Raw genomic sequence first — 17,394 nt, forward strand, 5'->3', positions numbered from 1 at the left:
AACTACTTGATTATTTGCGATAAATATAAAGATTAATTTCAAACTAATCATACATGATTAGATAAATCATGTATGATTAAACCAATTTTACAGAGTAATACCCTGTAAGAATTGATATACACAAAGGACAAAGAGTATTTAGTATTGTTTGGGAAACATTTAAAAAAAATGCGAGAGGGAAAAGGTATATCCCAAGAGGAACTGGCTAATTTGGCAGAAGTTTCATTACCACAAATTACTCGAATTGAAAGAGGTGTAATAAATCCAACAATATGTACTATCAAATCATTATCAAAGGGTTTGTCCGTTGATATGTCTTTAATGTTTGAGTTTGATAAAGAGGTTTGATGTATTTTGGGGTTTTCTTTGTTAGGAAATTATCTTTTTTATCTTTTGAATAGTCCCGCTACTCTTATCCGTTAATTTCATTGTCTTTCTAACCGAATAACCTTGTTTCAATAATTTAACAACGTCTTTGTGTTCAGCTAAAAGGGTTTCATTATCTTTCTTAAATCCTTCCTTTCTTCCAACTTTCCCGCCATTTTTTCTAAAACTTTCATAACCCGATTTTATCCTTTGTCGAATTTGAGTTTTTTCCATTTCACTAACCGAAGTTAGGATTTGAATTAAGAACTGGGACATTGGGTTAATTTCACATTTATCGTTTAAGGTTTCGATGTTGTGATTTTTAATATAAAGGGATATACAATTTTCGTTTAACAACTCAATAGTTTTAAGAACCTCAATAGTGTTTCTTCCTAATCTACTTAACTCCCAGCAAAGAACTTTATCAATTTCATTGTACTTGATAAAGTTTATCATTTTCATAAGTTCTGGACGTTCCTCGTTTGTTTTGCCTCCGGAAATCTTTTCCTCAAAAATAGAAACAACCTCATAATTCATAGTTTTTGAAAACTCTAGCAATTCCTCTGTTTGTCTTTTGTAATCCTGACTATTTGTTGAAACCCTTGAATATATAACCACCTTCATAGTGTATCGTTTTAATATTTTATATTACAAAGATACGGAAAGTGTATCGTTAAACCATAACTTTATTGATTAAAATGATACACTTTGTGGTATGGTACAATTTAATCGAAAATGTTTGATAAGGTTTGTGTTATGTTTAGTCTTTCTGCTCCAAAATTTCGTTTGATGTATCTCTCTGTTATTCCGAGACTTGAATGCCCAAGTGCCTTACTTATCAAGTAAATGTTTGTATTTTTTTCCAACAGAAGATTTACAAAGGTATATCTAGCGGAATGAGAACTAATATTATCTCCAACGGATAATTTATACAACTTTGCCATAACTTTTAATCGTTGATTGAAACCTTTAATTGCATTTTGGGAACTTTTCCATGCGTCATAATCAATTTCAACCTTGTTTGAGTTCTTACAATAGTATTCATTTAATAATCCTTTGAAAATAAAGTCATTTGGTTTGTAGTTATCTCTTATGGTTTTCAATATATTTTCCTTGACATTAAATTCCTCATATTTGTTTTTCAGCAAATTATTTAAAATCTCTTTTTGAACTTGTTTTTTTTTCTTTGTGTCGCCGGAATATCTCTCTGTTAAGGTTTCTTCTGTTTGTTGTATTAAGTAAATCTTTGCGTTTTGTAATTTGAATTTTTTTATTGGATTTGGGGCATCTAAAACATCCATTAAAACATCCATAATTTTATCCGAATATTGGATATGAATGTTGTTTTTAGTTTTTGTCATTCCAATTTCTATGTGGGAATTTTTGAAATTTTCTGCTTTAATAAATAAACTATCGGAAATTCTTAAACCCTGTCCATACAAAGAGAATAGAAACAAGTTCTTTTCAACAAAATACTTTTGATCCTTACTAATATTGTTTACTATTTCGATGTCTTCTTTGGTTAAAACTTTATTGTTAATTCTTTCATCTTTACCAATCTTAAAATCAAAAGTACTCTCGTTTATTTTATACCCTTGTCGTTTTGCGTTATTGCAAATTGTTTTTATTACGGTAATGTATTTCTTTATAGTTGAATTTTTTAAAGGTTTTGAAGTTCTTTTATGAGTAAGGAAATTTTTATACGCTGACATAAAATCCAGATTTAAGTCTTCAAAGTACACGACCTTCCTAAATTCTTTTAATGAATTTAAAACATATTTATTTGTGGTTTTGGTTGATTGTTTAGTAGTGTTATTAATTTCCTTACTGAAATAGTCAGTTAAAGAAAGATTTGTTCCAGTATAAGTTTGTAAAAAAGGGTTATAGTTTTCGTATTCTTTGATTTTATTGTTGATTTCAGTATGATTGAAATTTTGGTTTCTGCTAAACAATAAAAATTCTTTGTTATATGATTTTTCAAAATCCTTTTTAAACATTTTGAATTTTAACGATATAAGTTTTTTGTTTCCGTGTCCGTCAAAAAAACGTATAAAAAGGGTTCCCTTGTTTTCTGTGTTTATTTGATGGAGGATTATTGATTTTGTCATTTGCTTAATTTCTTAATTCAAAAGTATGGAAATTTAAACTAAAACAAAATAATTGGTGTCGTTTTTGTGTCGTTTAAGCATGATAAAGTTGTAAAACAAAAAACATATATAATTGATTGTTAATTATATATGTTTTTATAAATGCTAATAGAAAGTTTGGTTTAGGAATAGGATGGAGCGTTAAAAAAATGCCTAGTGGGTATTTTTAGCGAAGAGGGCCAGGCGGCGCGTTGGGCTTCTTTTAAAAGAACACCCTTACAAACGGCATAAACGCATCGCCATAAACATTTTTGTTCTTGTCAAAAAGCACGTTGAAACGCGCGCCAAGCGTTACATTCCCTTCCTGATAACCGGCGCCAACAAACAAACCGGTGTTCCAAAAACTTTCTTTTAAATTGCCTCCCAAATCCATGTATTGGTTATTGACACTTACTTCTTCTAACTCTAATGAAAGCTGAATTTCCTCTATCGGATTATATAATCCAATCAAACTTCCGCCATAAACATTCGAAGAATAATAGTGTTTTTGTTTCAGATTACTATATTGTAAACCGGAACCAAGGGCAAAATGTTCATTAAAATTGTAGATGGCACTTGGTGCAACTGTTATGTCAGTGTAATCATTGCCAATCGCTAATCCAAAGCCTCCACCAACCTGAACTTTACTCCAAAAATCGCCGGTTTTAGCTTTGGGCAAAGGTTTCTCCTGCGCATAAAATGGGCAAGTGAATAGGAGAAGAACTAATAGAAAAACTGTTTTCGTGCAACCAATTAATATAGAGGATTTCATGGATCTTTTCGATTAAATTTTTAAAAGATAAAAGTATTTAAAATAATTAATAATTTTATGCATTTATCGTACTTTTGCCAAACTATTATACAAATCCGGACATTCAATTATATTTTATGGATAGGTTTTCCTTTTTAAACGCAGCACATACCGAATTTTTCGCCGATTTATACGAACAATACCTTCAAAATCCAGATAGCGTTGAGCCAAGTTGGAGAGCTTTTTTTCAAGGTTTCGACTTTGGAATGACGACTTTTAATGAAGAAAATGCTACCGAGGCTTCGGTGGTTGAATTGGCTACTTATGCCGCCAGTGTTCCTCAAAATGGACAAGTTTCAGACAAACTTCAAAAAGAATTTAATGTTCTGAAACTAATAGATGGTTACAGAACGCGCGGACACCTTTTTACGGAAACTAATCCCGTTCGGGAAAGAAGGACTTTTACGCCAACATTGGACTTAGAAAATTTTGATTTGTCGGCAGCCGATTTAAATACGGTTTTTGATGCCGCTAAAATTTTGGAACACAAACCTCAGACACTTCAGGAAATCCTAAATCATCTGAAAAATGTGTATTGCCAACACATTGGCATCGAATACATGTACATGAGAAATCCAATGATTATACAATGGATTCAGGATAGGATAAACATAAATGATAATCTTCCGAATTTCGATAACGAACAAAAAAAACATATTTTAGGAAAACTCAACGAAGCGGTTTCTTTTGAGAATTTTTTGCACACGAAATATGTGGGTCAAAAACGGTTCTCACTGGAAGGTGGGGAAAGCATTATTCCGGCATTAGACGCTTTGATTGATGCTGCAGCCGAGAAAGGTGTAGAGCAATTTGTAATGGGAATGGCACACAGGGGAAGATTGAACATACTTGCCAATATTTTTCACAAACCAACACAAGATATTTTTTCAGAGTTTGACGGGAAAGATTACGACCAGGAATACTTTGATGGCGATGTAAAATATCACTTAGGTCTGACATCGGAAAGAAAAACAAAAACAGGCAAAAAAATCAATATCAATCTGGCGCCGAATCCTTCGCATTTGGAAACTGTTGGAGCTGTTATTGAAGGAATTACCCGTGCCAAACAAGACAAATATTTCCCTAACGATTTTTCAAAAATATTGCCAATTGCCGTTCACGGTGATGCTGCCGTTGCCGGACAGGGAATTGTATACGAAATTGTTCAAATGGCGCAGCTTGACGGATACAAAACCGGAGGAACGATTCATATTATAATCAACAATCAAGTTGGATTTACGACCAATTATTTAGATGCCCGTTCGTCAACTTATTGCACTGATGTTGCTAAAGTTACTTTGTCGCCGGTACTTCACGTAAATTCAGATGATGCAGAAGCGGTTGTTCACGCGATACTTTTTGCTTTAGATTTCCGTATGGAATTTGGTCGGGACGTGTTTATTGATTTATTAGGCTATAGAAAATATGGTCACAATGAAGGCGATGAGCCACGTTTTACCCAACCTGTTTTATACAAATTGATAGCAAAACATCAAAATCCAAGAGAGATTTATGCAGAGAAATTAATTGCTGCCGGAATCGTTGATGCTGCCTATTTGACCAAAATAGAAAACGAATACAAAGAGAATCTGGATGAAAATCTGCAGGCTTCCCGCAAAAAACATTTAACTATTATCAAACCATTTTTGCAGGACGAATGGAAAGGATATGTTCAGGTTTCTGACGATGAGATGTTGAAAAAAGTTGATACAACTTTTGACAAAGTGAAATTAGATGAAATCATCGTTTCGGTTTCTACATTGCCATCTGATAAAAAATTCATCAGCAAAATTTCAAAAATTGTTACCGATAGAAAAACCATGTATGACAACGATGTCATCGATTGGGGAACCGCCGAAACATTAGCTTACGGTTCATTATTGACCGAAGGTTATGATGTTCGCGTATCAGGACAAGATGTAGAAAGAGGAACATTTTCACATCGTCACGCTGTTGTAAAAGTTGAAGACAGCGAAGAAGAAGTTGTTCTTTTGGATACAATAAAAGATAAAAAAGGGAAGTTCAATATTTTTAATTCCCTGCTTTCAGAATATGGTGTTTTAGGATTTGATTACGGTTATGCCTTGACCAATCCAAATGCATTGACAATTTGGGAAGCACAATTTGGGGATTTCTCCAATGGTGCCCAAATCATGATTGACCAATATATTTCGTGCGGTGAAGACAAATGGAACAACCAAAACGGTATCGTTCTTTTGTTGCCTCATGGTTATGAAGGCCAGGGAGCAGAGCACTCTTCGGCACGTATGGAACGTTATCTGCAACTTTGTGCGCGTCACAATATGTTCGTGGCTGATTGCACAACACCTGCGAATTTCTTCCACTTGTTGCGCCGTCAGATGAAAACAAAATTCCGTAAACCTCTTGTTGTGTTTACACCAAAAAGTTTGTTGCGCCATCCGCTATGTGTTTCAACGCGTGAGGAATTATACAAAGGACAATTCCAGGAAACGATTGATGACAAATCTGTAGATAAGAAAAAAGTAAAAACCGTAGTTTTCTGTACCGGAAAATTCTATTATGATATTCTTGCCGAAAGAGAAATTCAAGGCAGAAATGATGTAGCTTTGGTTCGTATCGAACAATTATTTCCGTTGCCAACCGAGCAGTTGAAAGCAATAATCAAAAATTATCCAAATGCCGACGATTTCGTTTGGGCACAGGAAGAACCAAAGAATATGGGAGCTTACAGCTATATGTTGATGAATTTCGATTTAGTAAAATGGAGATTGGCATCGCTTAAAGCCTATGCCGCACCGGCAGCAGGAAGTCACACACGAGACAGAAGACGTCATGCCGATGCCATCAGAATGGTATTTGATAAAAATTTATTTAGATAATAATTAGAAGCTAATCCTGCTGTCCGTTATATCTTTTACTGGCTGAAGAAGCCAGCAAAAGGATACCACTTCCATCAGGGCTAGAAAAAACATAAAATAGAACACAAACTAAAATATACAACTATGATTTTAGAAATGAAAGTCCCATCACCGGGAGAATCGATAAAAGAAGTTGAAATCGCTACCTGGTTAGTAAAAGATGGCGACTATGTAGAAAAAGACCAAGCCATAGCTGAGGTTGATTCAGACAAAGCAACTTTGGAATTACCAGCAGAAGCAAGTGGAATAATCACACTTAAAGCCGAAGAAGGCGATGCAGTTGCTGTTGGTTCAGTTGTTTGTTTAATTGATACTGATGCTGCTAAACCAACTGTTTCAGTTCCTGCAAAAGAAGAAGTTAAAACTGCGCCAGTAGTTGCAGAAACTCCAAAAAAAGAAGAGGTAAAAGCTGCTCCCGTAGCTACCAAAACATACGCTGCTCAGGCACCATCGCCGGCGGCTAAAAAAATATTAGACGAGAAAAGCATCCAGCCATCTGATGTTGTCGGAACCGGAAGAGACGGAAGAATTACCAAAGATGACGCCGTAAATGCAGTGCCTTCAATGGGAACACCAACTGGCGGAAATCGTGGTTCGGAAAGAACAAAATTATCAATGTTGCGGCGTAAAGTTGCAGAACGTTTGGTAGCTGCTAAAAATGAAACCGCGATGTTGACAACTTTCAACGAAGTGGATATGACCGCAATCTATGCTTTGCGAGAACAATACAAGGAAGAATTTAAGACCAAACATGGTTTAGGACTGGGCTTTATGTCCTTCTTTACTAAAGCAGTCACCAGAGCATTACAACTATATCCTGACGTTAACTCAATGATAGACGGTCAGGAAAAAATATCATACAATTTCTGTGATATTTCTGTAGCAGTTTCAGGCCCAAAAGGATTAATGGTTCCCGTAATGAGAAGCGCTGAAACTCTATCTTTTCGAGGTATTGAAGCTGAAATCAAACGATTGGCTATTCGTGCCCGTGACGGACAAATCACGGTTGATGAAATGACTGGTGGAACTTTTACCATTTCAAATGGTGGTGTTTTTGGAAGCATGTTGAGCACGCCAATCATCAATCCGCCACAATCAGGAATTCTTGGAATGCACAATGTTGTAGAAAGAGCAATTGTAAAAAAGGGTCAAATCGTTATTGCACCAGTAATGTTCGTAGCATTGTCTTATGACCACAGAATCATTGATGGGCGTGAGTCGGTTGGATTCTTAGTGGCTGTGAAGGAAGCGTTAGAAAAACCAGAAGAATTATTAATGGATAACAATGTCAAGAAAGCATTGGAACTTTAATAAATAACTATTAAATAAAAAAGCCGTTTAGAATTTCTAAACGGCTTTTTTTAAGTGTTTAAAATGATATTATGGAGCTGCAGTTACACTAGAAGAAAAAGTACCTTCAGTAATAACTACGTTAGTACCACCAGAGAACGGCTCTAAAGTTCCAGAAAAAGTTCCTTTAACCGAGCTTGCACTATTTTTTGTAACATTTGATGTAAAAGTTACTGGTGAGTAGCTATCTGTAGTGTTGTCATAATAAAATCCAGTGATTTTATCAGCACCAGTACCAGCTTCAACATTAAAATCTACTGATTCAGTTGGAGTGTCAATGTTACCGATATAACCATACACTGATGTTGTTCCAGCAGATGAATACGCTACTGTTTTAAAGCTTTTTTTAACTCCACCAACTTTCATGCTCATTGAGCTTCCGCCACCGCTATCACTTGAACATGAGTTTAATGACACAGTTAATGCAACTGCAGAAACGAATAAAAATAATTTTTTCATAATGTTTTGTTTTTATAATGTTATTGATTGTGAAAATAAAAATTAACTTTAATAAAGCAAGCATATTCTTAATTATTTGTTGAAGTGATAAACTGCAAAAATCTATTTGTTATTTGTTTTATGTTTTTTGTATTTTTATGCGCTATGAAGAAAAACCAAAAACAAGCAGCAATCGGATTTATTTTTATCACGATGCTTATCGATATTACAGGTTGGGGAATTATCATTCCCGTTATCCCCAAATTAATTGAAGAACTTATTCATGGCGATATCAGTGAAGCCGCAAAATATGGAGGATGGCTTACTTTTGCATATGCCATAACCCAGTTTGTCTGCGCTCCTTTAATTGGAAATTTGAGTGATAAATATGGACGGCGTCCGATTATTTTGATTTCACTTTTCGCTTTTGCACTGGATTATCTTTTGTTGGCTTTTTCACCAACTATAGTTTGGCTATTTGTCGGAAGAATTATTGCAGGTTTAACAGGTGCAAGCATTACAACTGCTTCTGCCTATATTGCTGATGTAAGCACACCTGAAAACAGAGCAAAGAACTTTGGAATGATTGGTGCTGCTTTTGGTTTGGGATTTATTATAGGACCTGTAATTGGCGGATTGCTTGGGCAATTTGGGTCAAGAGTTCCGTTTTATGCTGCGGCAATTTTGTGTATGTTGAATTTCCTTTATGGCTATTTTATTTTGCCTGAATCGTTGTCTAAAAAGAACAGACGAGAATTTGAATGGAAACGCGCCAATCCTATTACTGCATTCTTAAATCTAAAAAAGTATCCATCATTAATTGGTTTGATTTTGGCAATTTTTCTTTTGTATGTTGGTTCGCACGCTGTTCACAGCAACTGGAGTTTTTTCACGATGTATCGTTTTAAATGGGATGAAAAAATGGTCGGAATTTCGCTTGGCGTAGTTGGACTTTTAGTCGGAATTGTGCAGGGCGGATTAATTCGATGGACAAGCCCAAGACTGGGGAATGAAAAAAGTATCTATATCGGTTTGGCTTTATATACGATTGGAATGTTGCTTTTTGCTTTTGCTACACAAAGCTGGATGATGTTTGTATTTCTAGTTCCGTATTGCTTAGGAGGCATTGCGGGTCCGGCATTACAGGCTACCATTTCTGCAAAAGTTCCGGCTAATGAGCAAGGTGAAATTCAGGGAACGTTAGCAAGTTTGATGAGCGCCTCTGCTATTATTGGTCCGCCAATGATGACTAATACCTTTTATTTCTTTACCCATAAAGAAGCACCATTTCAATTTGCGGGCGCGCCGTTTTTATTGGGAAGTTTTTTGATGTTGCTGAGTACTATTATCGCTATTTACTCTTTGAAGAAACACGCTACTTCAAATACAAACAATGGCTCGAATAATCAATAATCGCTTTGCCTTCCAATAAAATATCCGCACCAATAATGCCGTGAACCGGTTTGGCTTTGTATTGTTGCAACGCCTCATTCACATGCGACAAATCAAAAATGACTAAGTGCAAATCGGCAGTTTTCCATCGACCAATCTGCATCGAATTATTTTTTGCCAATTGGGTAAACATTCCTGTTGCTCCTGCACCAGATGCTTTGGTTTTCGATTTGCCGGCTTTTAATTCAAACTTTTCAATGCCTTCAAAGCCAACACAACTATTGGAAGCACCAGTGTCTAAAATGAAATTTCCGGAAACGCCATTAATGCTTGCCTTAATCAATAAATGCTGTGTTTTTGAAACCTTGAAATTTATTTTCTTGTATTTTTCTTTTTTTAGAATCTCCTGAAGTTGTTTCATAAAATGCAAAATGATGTCAAATGTAATTCAAAAATCAACAGCAAACTTTGACCTGAGGCATTGCCGAACGGATTTTTTTAATAAACTTTGGCACTTTGAATTATATTATCTAATGATTTTTACCGATACACATACGCATCTTTATTCTGAAGAATTTGATCAGGACCGAAATGAAATGATTCAGCGCGCGATTGATGCCGGAGTTTCCCGTTTTTTTGTACCCTCCATAGATTCCAATTATACACAGAAAATGTATGCGTTGGAGAAACAGTTTCCTCAAAACATTTTCCTGATGATGGGTTTGCATCCCTGCTATGTAAAGCCTGAAAGCTATAAAGAAGAATTGACACATGTCGAAAACGAATTGGAGAAAAGAAAGTTTTACGCTATTGGCGAAATCGGTATTGATTTATTTTGGGACAAGACCTTTTTGAAACAGCAGCAACACGCTTTTCAGCACCAAATTCAGTTAGCCAAAAAATATAAATTAGCAATCAATATACACTGCCGTGATGCCTTTGATGAAGTTTTTGAAGTTTTGGATAGCGAAAAAGCAACTGATTTATTTGGAATTTTTCATTGTTTCGCTGGTGATTTCGGTCAGGCCAAAAAAGCAATCGATTTAAATATGAAACTCGGAATTGGCGGTGTTGCTACATTCAAAAACGGAAAGATTGACCAGTTTTTAAACAAAATCGATTTGAAACATATTGTTCTCGAAACCGATTCGCCTTATTTAGCGCCGGTTCCATTTCGTGGCAAACGAAACGAAAGCAGTTATACCAAATTGGTAGCCGAAAAATTAGCGTCTGTATACCAATTACCGATTGAAGAAATTGCCCGAATTACAACTGAAAATTCTAAACAGGTTTTTGGGATTTAACTCAAAAATCTAATAAAAATCGACTTTTTTTTTGTTCATTTGTTCCTGCTAAATTGTAAGCCAAGATGCAAAAATTTGACCCTATCCGACCGTTTTATGATACCGAAGTCAATGAAGCCATTCAATCTGCCGTAAATCATCCGATGATGAAGGCGTTGATGAGCTTTACTTTTCCTGACGTGGAAGAAGAAGTTTGGAAAAACCAACTCAAAAAAACGCATTCCATACGTGATTTTCAATGTAATTTCATCTATCAATCCGTTCAAAAAGTACTCGAAAAGAGTTCAGAAGGATTAACCACTTCAGGTTTTGACAAATTGGAACCAAATGTGTCCTACCTTTTTATTTCCAATCACAGAGACATTATTTTAGACACTTCGTTGTTAAACGTAGCATTGTTTGACCATGGATTAGTGATGACTGCATCGGCCATTGGGGATAATTTGGTTAAAAAATCTTTTTTAAAAACGCTGTCAAAACTCAACAGAAACTTTTTAGTACAACGTGGTTTGTCACCAAGGGAGTTGTTGGAAAGTTCTAAATTGCTGTCGGAATATATTGGACAATTATTATTGCGTGAAAATCGTTCCGTTTGGATTGCCCAACGTGAAGGCAGAACAAAAGATGGTAATGATGCGACACATTCCGGCGTATTGAAAATGTTGGCAATGGGCTCAGATGAAGCTAGTTTGATGGCGTATTTTAAGAAAATAAAAATTGTTCCGGTTTCGATTTCATATGAATACGACCCAACCGATGCCTTAAAAATGCCACAGCTGATTGCCGAAGCCAATGATGAAGTTTACATAAAGGAAAAAAATGAAGATTTCGTCACGCTCTTAAGCGGTATTATTGGACAAAAGAAGCACATTCACATTCATGTTGGGGATATATTAGACAAAGAACTTGATGGTATAGCTCAGGAGTTTGATAATAACAATAAGCAGGTTCAGGCTTTGGCGCAGGCTATTGACGACTCCATTTTGCAGAGTTATAAACTCTGGCCAACAAATTATATTGCTTACGATTTATTGAATAAATCAACTACCTACAGCCAGTGCTACACAGAAAACGAAAAGTCGCTGTTTGAACGAAGACTGGAAATGAAAATTGACGAAAATAATCCGCAAATGGTTGAAAGCTTTTTAGCAATGTATGCCAATCCTGTGGTGAATAAATCAAAATATTTGAATGCAGACTAAACCCAACATACTTTTAATTTATACTGGTGGAACTATTGGTATGATAAAAGATTTTGAAACTGGTGTTTTAAAAGCATTTAACTTTAAAAAACTGTTGCAAAAAATTCCTGAACTCAAACATTTGGAATGCAATATTGAAACAATTTCCTTTAAAAAACCTATTGATTCATCGAATATAAATCCGGAAAAATGGGTGGAAATCGCAGAAATTATCGAATGCAATTACGCCAGCTTTGACGGATTTGTTGTGCTACATGGTTCGGATACGATGTCGTATTCGGCTTCAGCATTGAGTTTTATGCTCGAAAATCTGAATAAACCTGTTGTGTTTACAGGTTCACAATTACCAATCGGGGATTTGAGAACAGATGCCAAAGAAAATCTGATAACGGCTATTCAAATTGCATCGTTACAGCAAAAAGGAAAGTCTGTAATTCACGAAGTTTGTTTGTATTTTGAGTACAAATTATACCGCGGAAACCGCACCACCAAAATAAATGCAGAACATTTTAATGCGTTTGCTTCACCCAATTTTCCACAGTTAGCAGAATCAGGTGTTCATTTGAATGTAAATTCCAATTTGGTTTTGTCAAAGCAATCCGCCAAAAAATTAGTGGTTCATAAAAAAATGGACAGCAATGTGGTGATTGTGAAAATGTTCCCAGGGATTAATGAATCTGTTTTGTCTGCCATAATCGCCATCCCTAATTTAAGAGGAATAATTCTTGAAACCTATGGTTCGGGAAATGCACCAACAGAAGAATGGTTCATACAAACCTTAAAAAAAGCTTTTAAAAGCGGCTTATATATAATAAATGTTACGCAATGTTCCGGCGGAAGCGTTAACATGGGGCAATATGAAACCAGTTCACAATTAAAAAAAATCGGAGTAATTTCCGGAAAGGATATCACTACAGAGGCCGGGATTACAAAATTGATGTACTTGTTAGGACAAAATGTGGCACCAGCCGTTTTCAAAACTATATTTGAAACATCGTTACGCGGTGAAATGCAGTAACTAATTATCGTTCGTGCTTTTTTTAGTCAAATTTTTTGCTGTTCTTTGCAACACAATTAGAGAGGTGGCCGAGTGGCTGAAGGCGCACGCTTGGAAAGCGTGTTTATGGTAACATAACGAGGGTTCGAATCCCTTCCTCTCTGCTTTTCTTCTCTAAAATGGTTATATGAGATTCTATCTTTTCATCCTCACATTTTTTACCACACTAAGCATTTTTGCCCAGGAAAATGGAGTTAAGAATGATGTTAAGGATGAAATAAATTTTGATGCTGTCGATTCTTTATATCGCGAAGATCAGTTTTATTTAAATATTACTTACAACGCTCTTCAGCATCGCCCGGATGGACTTACTCAGAACAAACTCTCTCCCGGAATTGCCTTTGGATTTTTAAGGGATATGCCAATTAATAAAAAGCGAACAGTTTCCATAGCGGCAGGTTTCGGCTATACGTTAGCTATCTACAGTCAGAATTTAGGAATCAGGGAAAGTAATGGAATTAACACTTACCAGATTTTTGATTCTGATGTTTCCTTTTCAAAAAACAAATTATCACTTCATTTTGTTGATTTACCGATAGAATTCAGATGGCGCGATTCTAAGCCGGAAAGCCATATATTCTGGCGAGTTTATACTGGTGTAAAATTGAGTTATTTGTTTTATGACCAATATAAATCAAAGGCATCTATTGGCGACTTTAAGCAATCCAACAATAAAGATTTGAATCAATTTCAATATGGAGTTTATGTAGCCGCAGGTTGGAATACGTGGAATTTTTATTTCTATTATGGACTAAATCCTATATTTAAATCTTCAGCCAAAGTGGAAGGTCAGTCGATTGATATGAAGACTACCAATTTTGGCCTCATGTTTTATATTCTATAGCCAAAAATAGAGCAATATACTTTGTGGAATTACGCCACACAAAAATCCAACTAACAATTCTTTATTCGTATGCGCTTTCATGGCTAAGCGTGACGAAGCAACAACACCATTCATTAGTACAAAAAAAGTAACCGTATTTATGGTGTTGATTTGATTATGAATACTCAAACCAATTATAAAAATGGTTAGCGAACTGATGCCAATCATGTGAATGCTTGCTTTCAATTTGACATATAGCAACAAAAATGTAAAAATGGCACTCAGTAATCCTCCGACAAAAAAGAAATATAGACTTGAAAACCGATCAATCGTTATACTTTTTTCAATTAAAACGGCAAATAATATTATCTGCAATAACAAAGGAATTTTGCGCTGCGAAATATCCGAAAGCATGACATTCTCTATTTTTCCAAAAGTTCTTAGCAGATAAAAAAAAGCAATTGGCAATAGGAAGGTAATGATAATTATCTGCAAAAAAAGAATAACATATTGAGGCAGAGTAAAATACTTGGCTTCGAGCAAAACATAAAAAATAGTTCCTAAAAGCGGAATGAAAATAGGGTGGAAGAGATACGAAAAAAAAGGGAGGAGTTTTTTCAAAGTTTTTTAAATCTTTTTCCTCATTCTTGCGACAGGAATATCAAGTAAATCCCTGTATTTTGCAATGGTTCTTCGCGCAATTGGATAGCCTTTCTCCTTTAGGATTTCGGTTAACCGATCATCAGGCAGAGGTTTGCTTTTGTCTTCTTCCTCGATAATCGTTTTCAGGATTTTTTTGATTTCAAGCGTAGAAACATCTTCGCCCTGGTCGTTTTTCATTGATTCCGAAAAATATTCTTTTATCAGTTTCGTACCATATGGCGTTTCAACATATTTACTGTTTGCGACACGGGAAACAGTAGAAATATCAAGCCCAACCATATCGGCGATGTCTTTCAAAATCATTGGTTTCAATTTAGTTTCTTCGCCATCAAGGAAATATTCCTGCTGGAAATGCATAATGGCATTCATAGTTACATAAAGCGTTTCCTGTCGTTGGCGAATAGCATCGATAAACCATTTAGCTGAATCCAGTTTTTGCTTAATAAATTGCACGGCATCCTTTTGCGAATGCGATTTGTCTTTGGAATCTTTATAGGTTTGAAGCATTTCCTGATAATCTTTTGAAATATGCAAAGTTGGCGCATTCCTGCCGTTCAAGGTAAGTTCCAGTTCGCCTTCCACTATACGGATAGCAAAATCGGGAACAATCTGTTCTACCGATCGGCTATTGACTTCAAAAGCGCCACCTGGTTTTGGATTCAGTTTTTCAATTTCTTCAATCGCTTTTTTAAGTTGGTCTTTCGAAATTTCATAAGTCACCATTAATTTTTCATAGTGCTTTTTGGTAAACGCATCAAATTCGTTTTCGATGATGTTGATAGCCAAATCAATGTATTCCGTTGGTGTTTTGTGTCGAAGTTGCAATAACAAACATTCGTGTAAATCTCTGGCGCCAACTCCGGAAGGCTCTAAATCATGAATGATATGCAGAATTTTTTCAACTGATTTTTCATCGGTGTACAGGCCTTGTGTAAAAGCCATATCGTCAACAATATCCTGAACATCCCTTCGCAAATAGCCATCATCGTCAATACTTCCAACGAGGAACTCGGCAATCTCGCGCTGTTGATCTGTTAATATAAAGGTATTTAACTGATTGATTAAATCCTGGTGAAAGCTCGTGGATGCTGCAAATGGCATTTGTCGTTCTTCATCGTCATCGCTATAGTTGTTGGCCTGCAGTTTGTAGTCGGGTGTTTCGTCGTTGCTTAAATATTCGTCAATATTGATTTCGTCGGTTTCGATGTTTTCGCTGCCTTCATAATCATCATATTCCTCATTGTTGTCAAACTCATCCTTTTCATATAATTCCTGCTCCTCATCCCTGCCCGTTTCCAAAGCCGGATTTTCTACCATTTCCTCTTTCAAACGTTGCTCAAATGCCTGCGTAGGCAGTTGTATCAACTTCATCAACTGGATTTGCTGAGGTGATAGTTTTTGTGATAATTTTAGATTTAGGAACTGCTTTAACATTCTATGTTTATTAGGGTATTTATAGATTTGGTTATCTGTAAAGTTAAAAACAAATAACCGAATAACCGAATCAACACATCAACTTTAAAACTCGGCGTTTTGTGGCGTTCTTGGAAATGGAATTACGTCGCGGATGTTTGTCATTCCGGTTACAAAAAGTACTAATCTTTCAAATCCCAGTCCGAATCCTGAATGCACCGCCGAACCAAATCTTCTTGTGTCTAAATACCACCAAAGTTCTTCTTCGTCAATTCCGAGTGCTTTCATTTTTTCAACTAAAACTTCGTAACGTTCTTCTCTTTGTGAACCGCCGACAATTTCTCCAATTCCCGGGAAAAGAATATCCATAGCGCGGACAGTCTTTCCATCTTCATTTAAACGCATGTAAAATGCCTTGATATTAGCCGGATAATCAAACAAAATCACGGGACATTTAAAGTGTTTTTCTACCAAATAACGTTCGTGTTCACTTTGTAAATCGGCGCCCCATTCGTTGATGATATAGCTAAATTTTTTCTTTTTATTTGGAGTTGAATCTCGTAAAATATTAATAGCTTCAGTGTAAGAAACACGCTTAAAATTATTTTCTAACACAAAGTTTAATTTCTCTAACAATGACATTTCGCTTCTTTCAGCTTGTGGCTTTGATTTTTCTTCTTCTGTCAAACGGCTTTCCAAAAACTTTAAATCGTCCTGGCATTTATCCATCGTATACTTAATTACGTATTGGATAAAATCTTCTGCCAAATCCATATTGTCATTCAAATCATTAAAGGCAACTTCGGGTTCTATCATCCAAAATTCCGCCAGATGACGTGAAGTATTTGAATTTTCAGCTCTAAATGTTGGTCCAAAGGTATAAATCTGACCCAAAGCCATGGCGAAAGTTTCACCTTCCAATTGACCGGAAACAGTTAGGTTGGTGTGTTTTCCGAAAAAATCTTTTTTGTAATCGATGTTTCCTTCTTCGTTTTTGGGAAGATTATCCAATGGCAACGATGTTACCTGAAACATTTCTCCCGCGCCTTCCGCATCGGCACCTGTAATTACAGGCGTGTTTACATAAACAAAACCTTTTTCCTGAAAATATTGATGAACCGCAAAAGCCAAAACCGAACGCACTCGCATTATCGCACCAAAAGCATTGGTTCGAACCCGTAAATGCGCATTTTCACGTAGAAATTCCAACGAATGTTTCTTTGGCTGCATTGGGAATTTCTCTGCGTCGGAATCACCTAAGATTTCTAATTTAGAAACCTGAATTTCATATTTCTGACCTGCACCTTTGCTTTCTACCAAAGCTCCGGTTACCGAAACAGCTGCTCCTGTTGTGATTCTTTTTAAGGTTTCTTCCGGCGTGTTTTCAAAATCGACAACACACTGAATATTATTAATTGTAGAACCATCGTTCAACGCAATAAATTGATTGTTTCTAAAAGTTCTTACCCAACCTTTTGCATTTACGGTTGAAAGTGTTGTTTCACTGTTTAGTAAGCTTTTAACTTTTGTATGTTTCATTTTTAATTCT

At 35.8% G+C, this 17,394-nt stretch carries 16 protein-coding genes and 1 tRNA gene; 9 read left to right on the forward strand and 8 right to left on the reverse strand.

From position 1 onward, the window contains the following. The first annotated feature begins 144 nt into the window (after window positions 1-144). Window positions 145-348, forward strand: a complete 204-nt coding sequence (locus tag Q0Q99_RS12930; protein ID WP_367175048.1) for a helix-turn-helix domain-containing protein — start codon at window positions 145-147, stop codon at window positions 346-348. A gap of 21 nt (window positions 349-369) precedes the next feature. Here Q0Q99_RS12930 and Q0Q99_RS12435 read toward each other — a convergent pair whose 3' ends face one another. The 3 genes from Q0Q99_RS12435 to Q0Q99_RS12445 form a co-directional block, all read right to left on the reverse strand. Beyond that, window positions 370-990 carry a recombinase family protein gene (locus Q0Q99_RS12435; RefSeq protein WP_293896500.1) on the reverse strand — a complete coding sequence of 207 codons (621 nt, stop codon included), beginning with the start codon at window positions 988-990 and terminating at the stop codon, window positions 370-372. Between the two features lie 101 nt (window positions 991-1,091). Continuing rightward, a complete protein-coding gene (locus tag Q0Q99_RS12440) occupies window positions 1,092-2,474 on the reverse strand; it encodes a tyrosine-type recombinase/integrase (protein ID WP_367175046.1) in 1,383 nt (460 codons plus the stop codon). A gap of 241 nt (window positions 2,475-2,715) precedes the next feature. Further along, on the reverse strand, window positions 2,716-3,264 hold the full coding sequence (locus tag Q0Q99_RS12445) for a hypothetical protein (RefSeq protein ID WP_293896503.1): 549 nt from the start codon (window positions 3,262-3,264) through the stop codon (window positions 2,716-2,718). 116 nt (window positions 3,265-3,380) lie between these two features. Between Q0Q99_RS12445 and Q0Q99_RS12450 the strand changes: the two genes are divergently transcribed. Next, the gene (locus Q0Q99_RS12450) at window positions 3,381-6,164 is read left to right on the forward strand and encodes a 2-oxoglutarate dehydrogenase E1 component (RefSeq protein ID WP_293896506.1); all 2,784 of its coding nucleotides are present in this window, start codon (window positions 3,381-3,383) and stop codon (window positions 6,162-6,164) included. 123 nt (window positions 6,165-6,287) lie between these two features. Further along, on the forward strand, window positions 6,288-7,514 hold the full coding sequence (gene odhB, locus Q0Q99_RS12455; protein WP_293896509.1) for a 2-oxoglutarate dehydrogenase complex dihydrolipoyllysine-residue succinyltransferase: 1,227 nt from the start codon (window positions 6,288-6,290) through the stop codon (window positions 7,512-7,514). 69 nt (window positions 7,515-7,583) lie between these two features. On the opposite strand, the gene Q0Q99_RS12460 is transcribed toward odhB, so the two are convergent. Continuing rightward, a complete protein-coding gene (locus Q0Q99_RS12460; protein WP_293896512.1) occupies window positions 7,584-8,012 on the reverse strand; it encodes a hypothetical protein in 429 nt (142 codons plus the stop codon). A 144-nt stretch (window positions 8,013-8,156) separates the two neighbouring features. On the opposite strand from Q0Q99_RS12460, the gene Q0Q99_RS12465 reads away from it, so the two are divergent. Beyond that, a complete protein-coding gene (locus Q0Q99_RS12465; protein ID WP_293896515.1) occupies window positions 8,157-9,404 on the forward strand; it encodes a TCR/Tet family MFS transporter in 1,248 nt (415 codons plus the stop codon). On the opposite strand, the gene Q0Q99_RS12470 is transcribed toward Q0Q99_RS12465, so the two are convergent. Continuing rightward, window positions 9,367-9,804, reverse strand: coding sequence for a retropepsin-like aspartic protease (locus tag Q0Q99_RS12470; RefSeq protein WP_293896518.1), 438 nt, complete (start codon window positions 9,802-9,804; stop codon window positions 9,367-9,369). The genes Q0Q99_RS12465 and Q0Q99_RS12470 overlap by 38 nt on opposite strands. A gap of 112 nt (window positions 9,805-9,916) precedes the next feature. Between Q0Q99_RS12470 and Q0Q99_RS12475 the strand changes: the two genes are divergently transcribed. The 5 genes from Q0Q99_RS12475 (at window position 9,917) to Q0Q99_RS12495 (ending at window position 13,790) form a co-directional block, all read left to right on the forward strand. Then, a complete protein-coding gene (locus Q0Q99_RS12475; RefSeq protein ID WP_293896714.1) occupies window positions 9,917-10,687 on the forward strand; it encodes a TatD family hydrolase in 771 nt (256 codons plus the stop codon). 65 nt (window positions 10,688-10,752) lie between these two features. Continuing rightward, window positions 10,753-11,889 (forward strand): 1-acyl-sn-glycerol-3-phosphate acyltransferase, encoded by a 1,137-nt coding sequence (locus Q0Q99_RS12480; protein ID WP_293896521.1) that lies wholly within the window; start codon window positions 10,753-10,755, stop codon window positions 11,887-11,889. Continuing rightward, on the forward strand, window positions 11,879-12,907 hold the full coding sequence (locus tag Q0Q99_RS12485) for an asparaginase (RefSeq protein WP_293896524.1): 1,029 nt from the start codon (window positions 11,879-11,881) through the stop codon (window positions 12,905-12,907). The genes Q0Q99_RS12480 and Q0Q99_RS12485 overlap by 11 nt, the downstream gene beginning before the upstream one ends. Before the next feature lie 58 nt (window positions 12,908-12,965). Further along, window positions 12,966-13,050: transfer RNA gene (locus Q0Q99_RS12490), tRNA-Ser, on the forward strand. 23 nt (window positions 13,051-13,073) lie between these two features. After that, window positions 13,074-13,790 carry a porin family protein gene (locus Q0Q99_RS12495; RefSeq protein ID WP_293896527.1) on the forward strand — a complete coding sequence of 239 codons (717 nt, stop codon included), beginning with the start codon at window positions 13,074-13,076 and terminating at the stop codon, window positions 13,788-13,790. Here the strand turns inward: Q0Q99_RS12495 and Q0Q99_RS12500 are convergent. From Q0Q99_RS12500 to asnS, 3 genes are all read right to left on the reverse strand, one after another. Further along, entirely contained in the window at window positions 13,785-14,390 is a 606-nt protein-coding gene (locus Q0Q99_RS12500) for a hypothetical protein (RefSeq protein ID WP_293896530.1), read from the reverse strand. The genes Q0Q99_RS12495 and Q0Q99_RS12500 overlap by 6 nt on opposite strands. Window positions 14,391-14,396: 6 nt before the next feature. Further along, on the reverse strand, window positions 14,397-15,866 hold the full coding sequence (gene rpoN, locus Q0Q99_RS12505; RefSeq protein WP_293896533.1) for an RNA polymerase factor sigma-54: 1,470 nt from the start codon (window positions 15,864-15,866) through the stop codon (window positions 14,397-14,399). A gap of 84 nt (window positions 15,867-15,950) precedes the next feature. Further along, window positions 15,951-17,384, reverse strand: a complete 1,434-nt coding sequence (gene asnS, locus Q0Q99_RS12510) for an asparagine--tRNA ligase (protein ID WP_293896536.1) — start codon at window positions 17,382-17,384, stop codon at window positions 15,951-15,953. Between the last annotated feature and the right edge of the window lie 10 nt (window positions 17,385-17,394).

The organism is Flavobacterium sp. (assembly GCF_025352425.1).
In the GTDB taxonomy this organism is placed as follows: domain Bacteria; phylum Bacteroidota; class Bacteroidia; order Flavobacteriales; family Flavobacteriaceae; genus Flavobacterium.

Excerpts from the sequence above, each read along its gene's own strand:
- Q0Q99_RS12435 (WP_293896500.1), bottom strand. The coding sequence starts at position 990 with ATGAAGGTGGTTATATATTCAAGGGTTTCAACAAATAGTCAGGATTAC.
- Q0Q99_RS12440 (WP_367175046.1), bottom strand. The coding sequence starts at position 2,474 with ATGACAAAATCAATAATCCTCCATCAAATAAACACAGAAAACAAGGGA.
- Q0Q99_RS12445 (WP_293896503.1), bottom strand. The coding sequence starts at position 3,264 with ATGAAATCCTCTATATTAATTGGTTGCACGAAAACAGTTTTTCTATTA.
- Q0Q99_RS12450 (WP_293896506.1), top strand. The coding sequence starts at position 3,381 with ATGGATAGGTTTTCCTTTTTAAACGCAGCACATACCGAATTTTTCGCC.
- odhB (WP_293896509.1), top strand. The coding sequence starts at position 6,288 with ATGATTTTAGAAATGAAAGTCCCATCACCGGGAGAATCGATAAAAGAA.
- Q0Q99_RS12460 (WP_293896512.1), bottom strand. The coding sequence starts at position 8,012 with ATGAAAAAATTATTTTTATTCGTTTCTGCAGTTGCATTAACTGTGTCA.
- Q0Q99_RS12465 (WP_293896515.1), top strand. The coding sequence starts at position 8,157 with ATGAAGAAAAACCAAAAACAAGCAGCAATCGGATTTATTTTTATCACG.
- Q0Q99_RS12470 (WP_293896518.1), bottom strand. The coding sequence starts at position 9,804 with ATGAAACAACTTCAGGAGATTCTAAAAAAAGAAAAATACAAGAAAATA.
- Q0Q99_RS12475 (WP_293896714.1), top strand. The coding sequence starts at position 9,917 with ATGATTTTTACCGATACACATACGCATCTTTATTCTGAAGAATTTGAT.
- Q0Q99_RS12480 (WP_293896521.1), top strand. The coding sequence starts at position 10,753 with ATGCAAAAATTTGACCCTATCCGACCGTTTTATGATACCGAAGTCAAT.
- Q0Q99_RS12485 (WP_293896524.1), top strand. The coding sequence starts at position 11,879 with ATGCAGACTAAACCCAACATACTTTTAATTTATACTGGTGGAACTATT.
- Q0Q99_RS12495 (WP_293896527.1), top strand. The coding sequence starts at position 13,074 with ATGAGATTCTATCTTTTCATCCTCACATTTTTTACCACACTAAGCATT.
- rpoN (WP_293896533.1), bottom strand. The coding sequence starts at position 15,866 with ATGTTAAAGCAGTTCCTAAATCTAAAATTATCACAAAAACTATCACCT.
- asnS (WP_293896536.1), bottom strand. The coding sequence starts at position 17,384 with ATGAAACATACAAAAGTTAAAAGCTTACTAAACAGTGAAACAACACTT.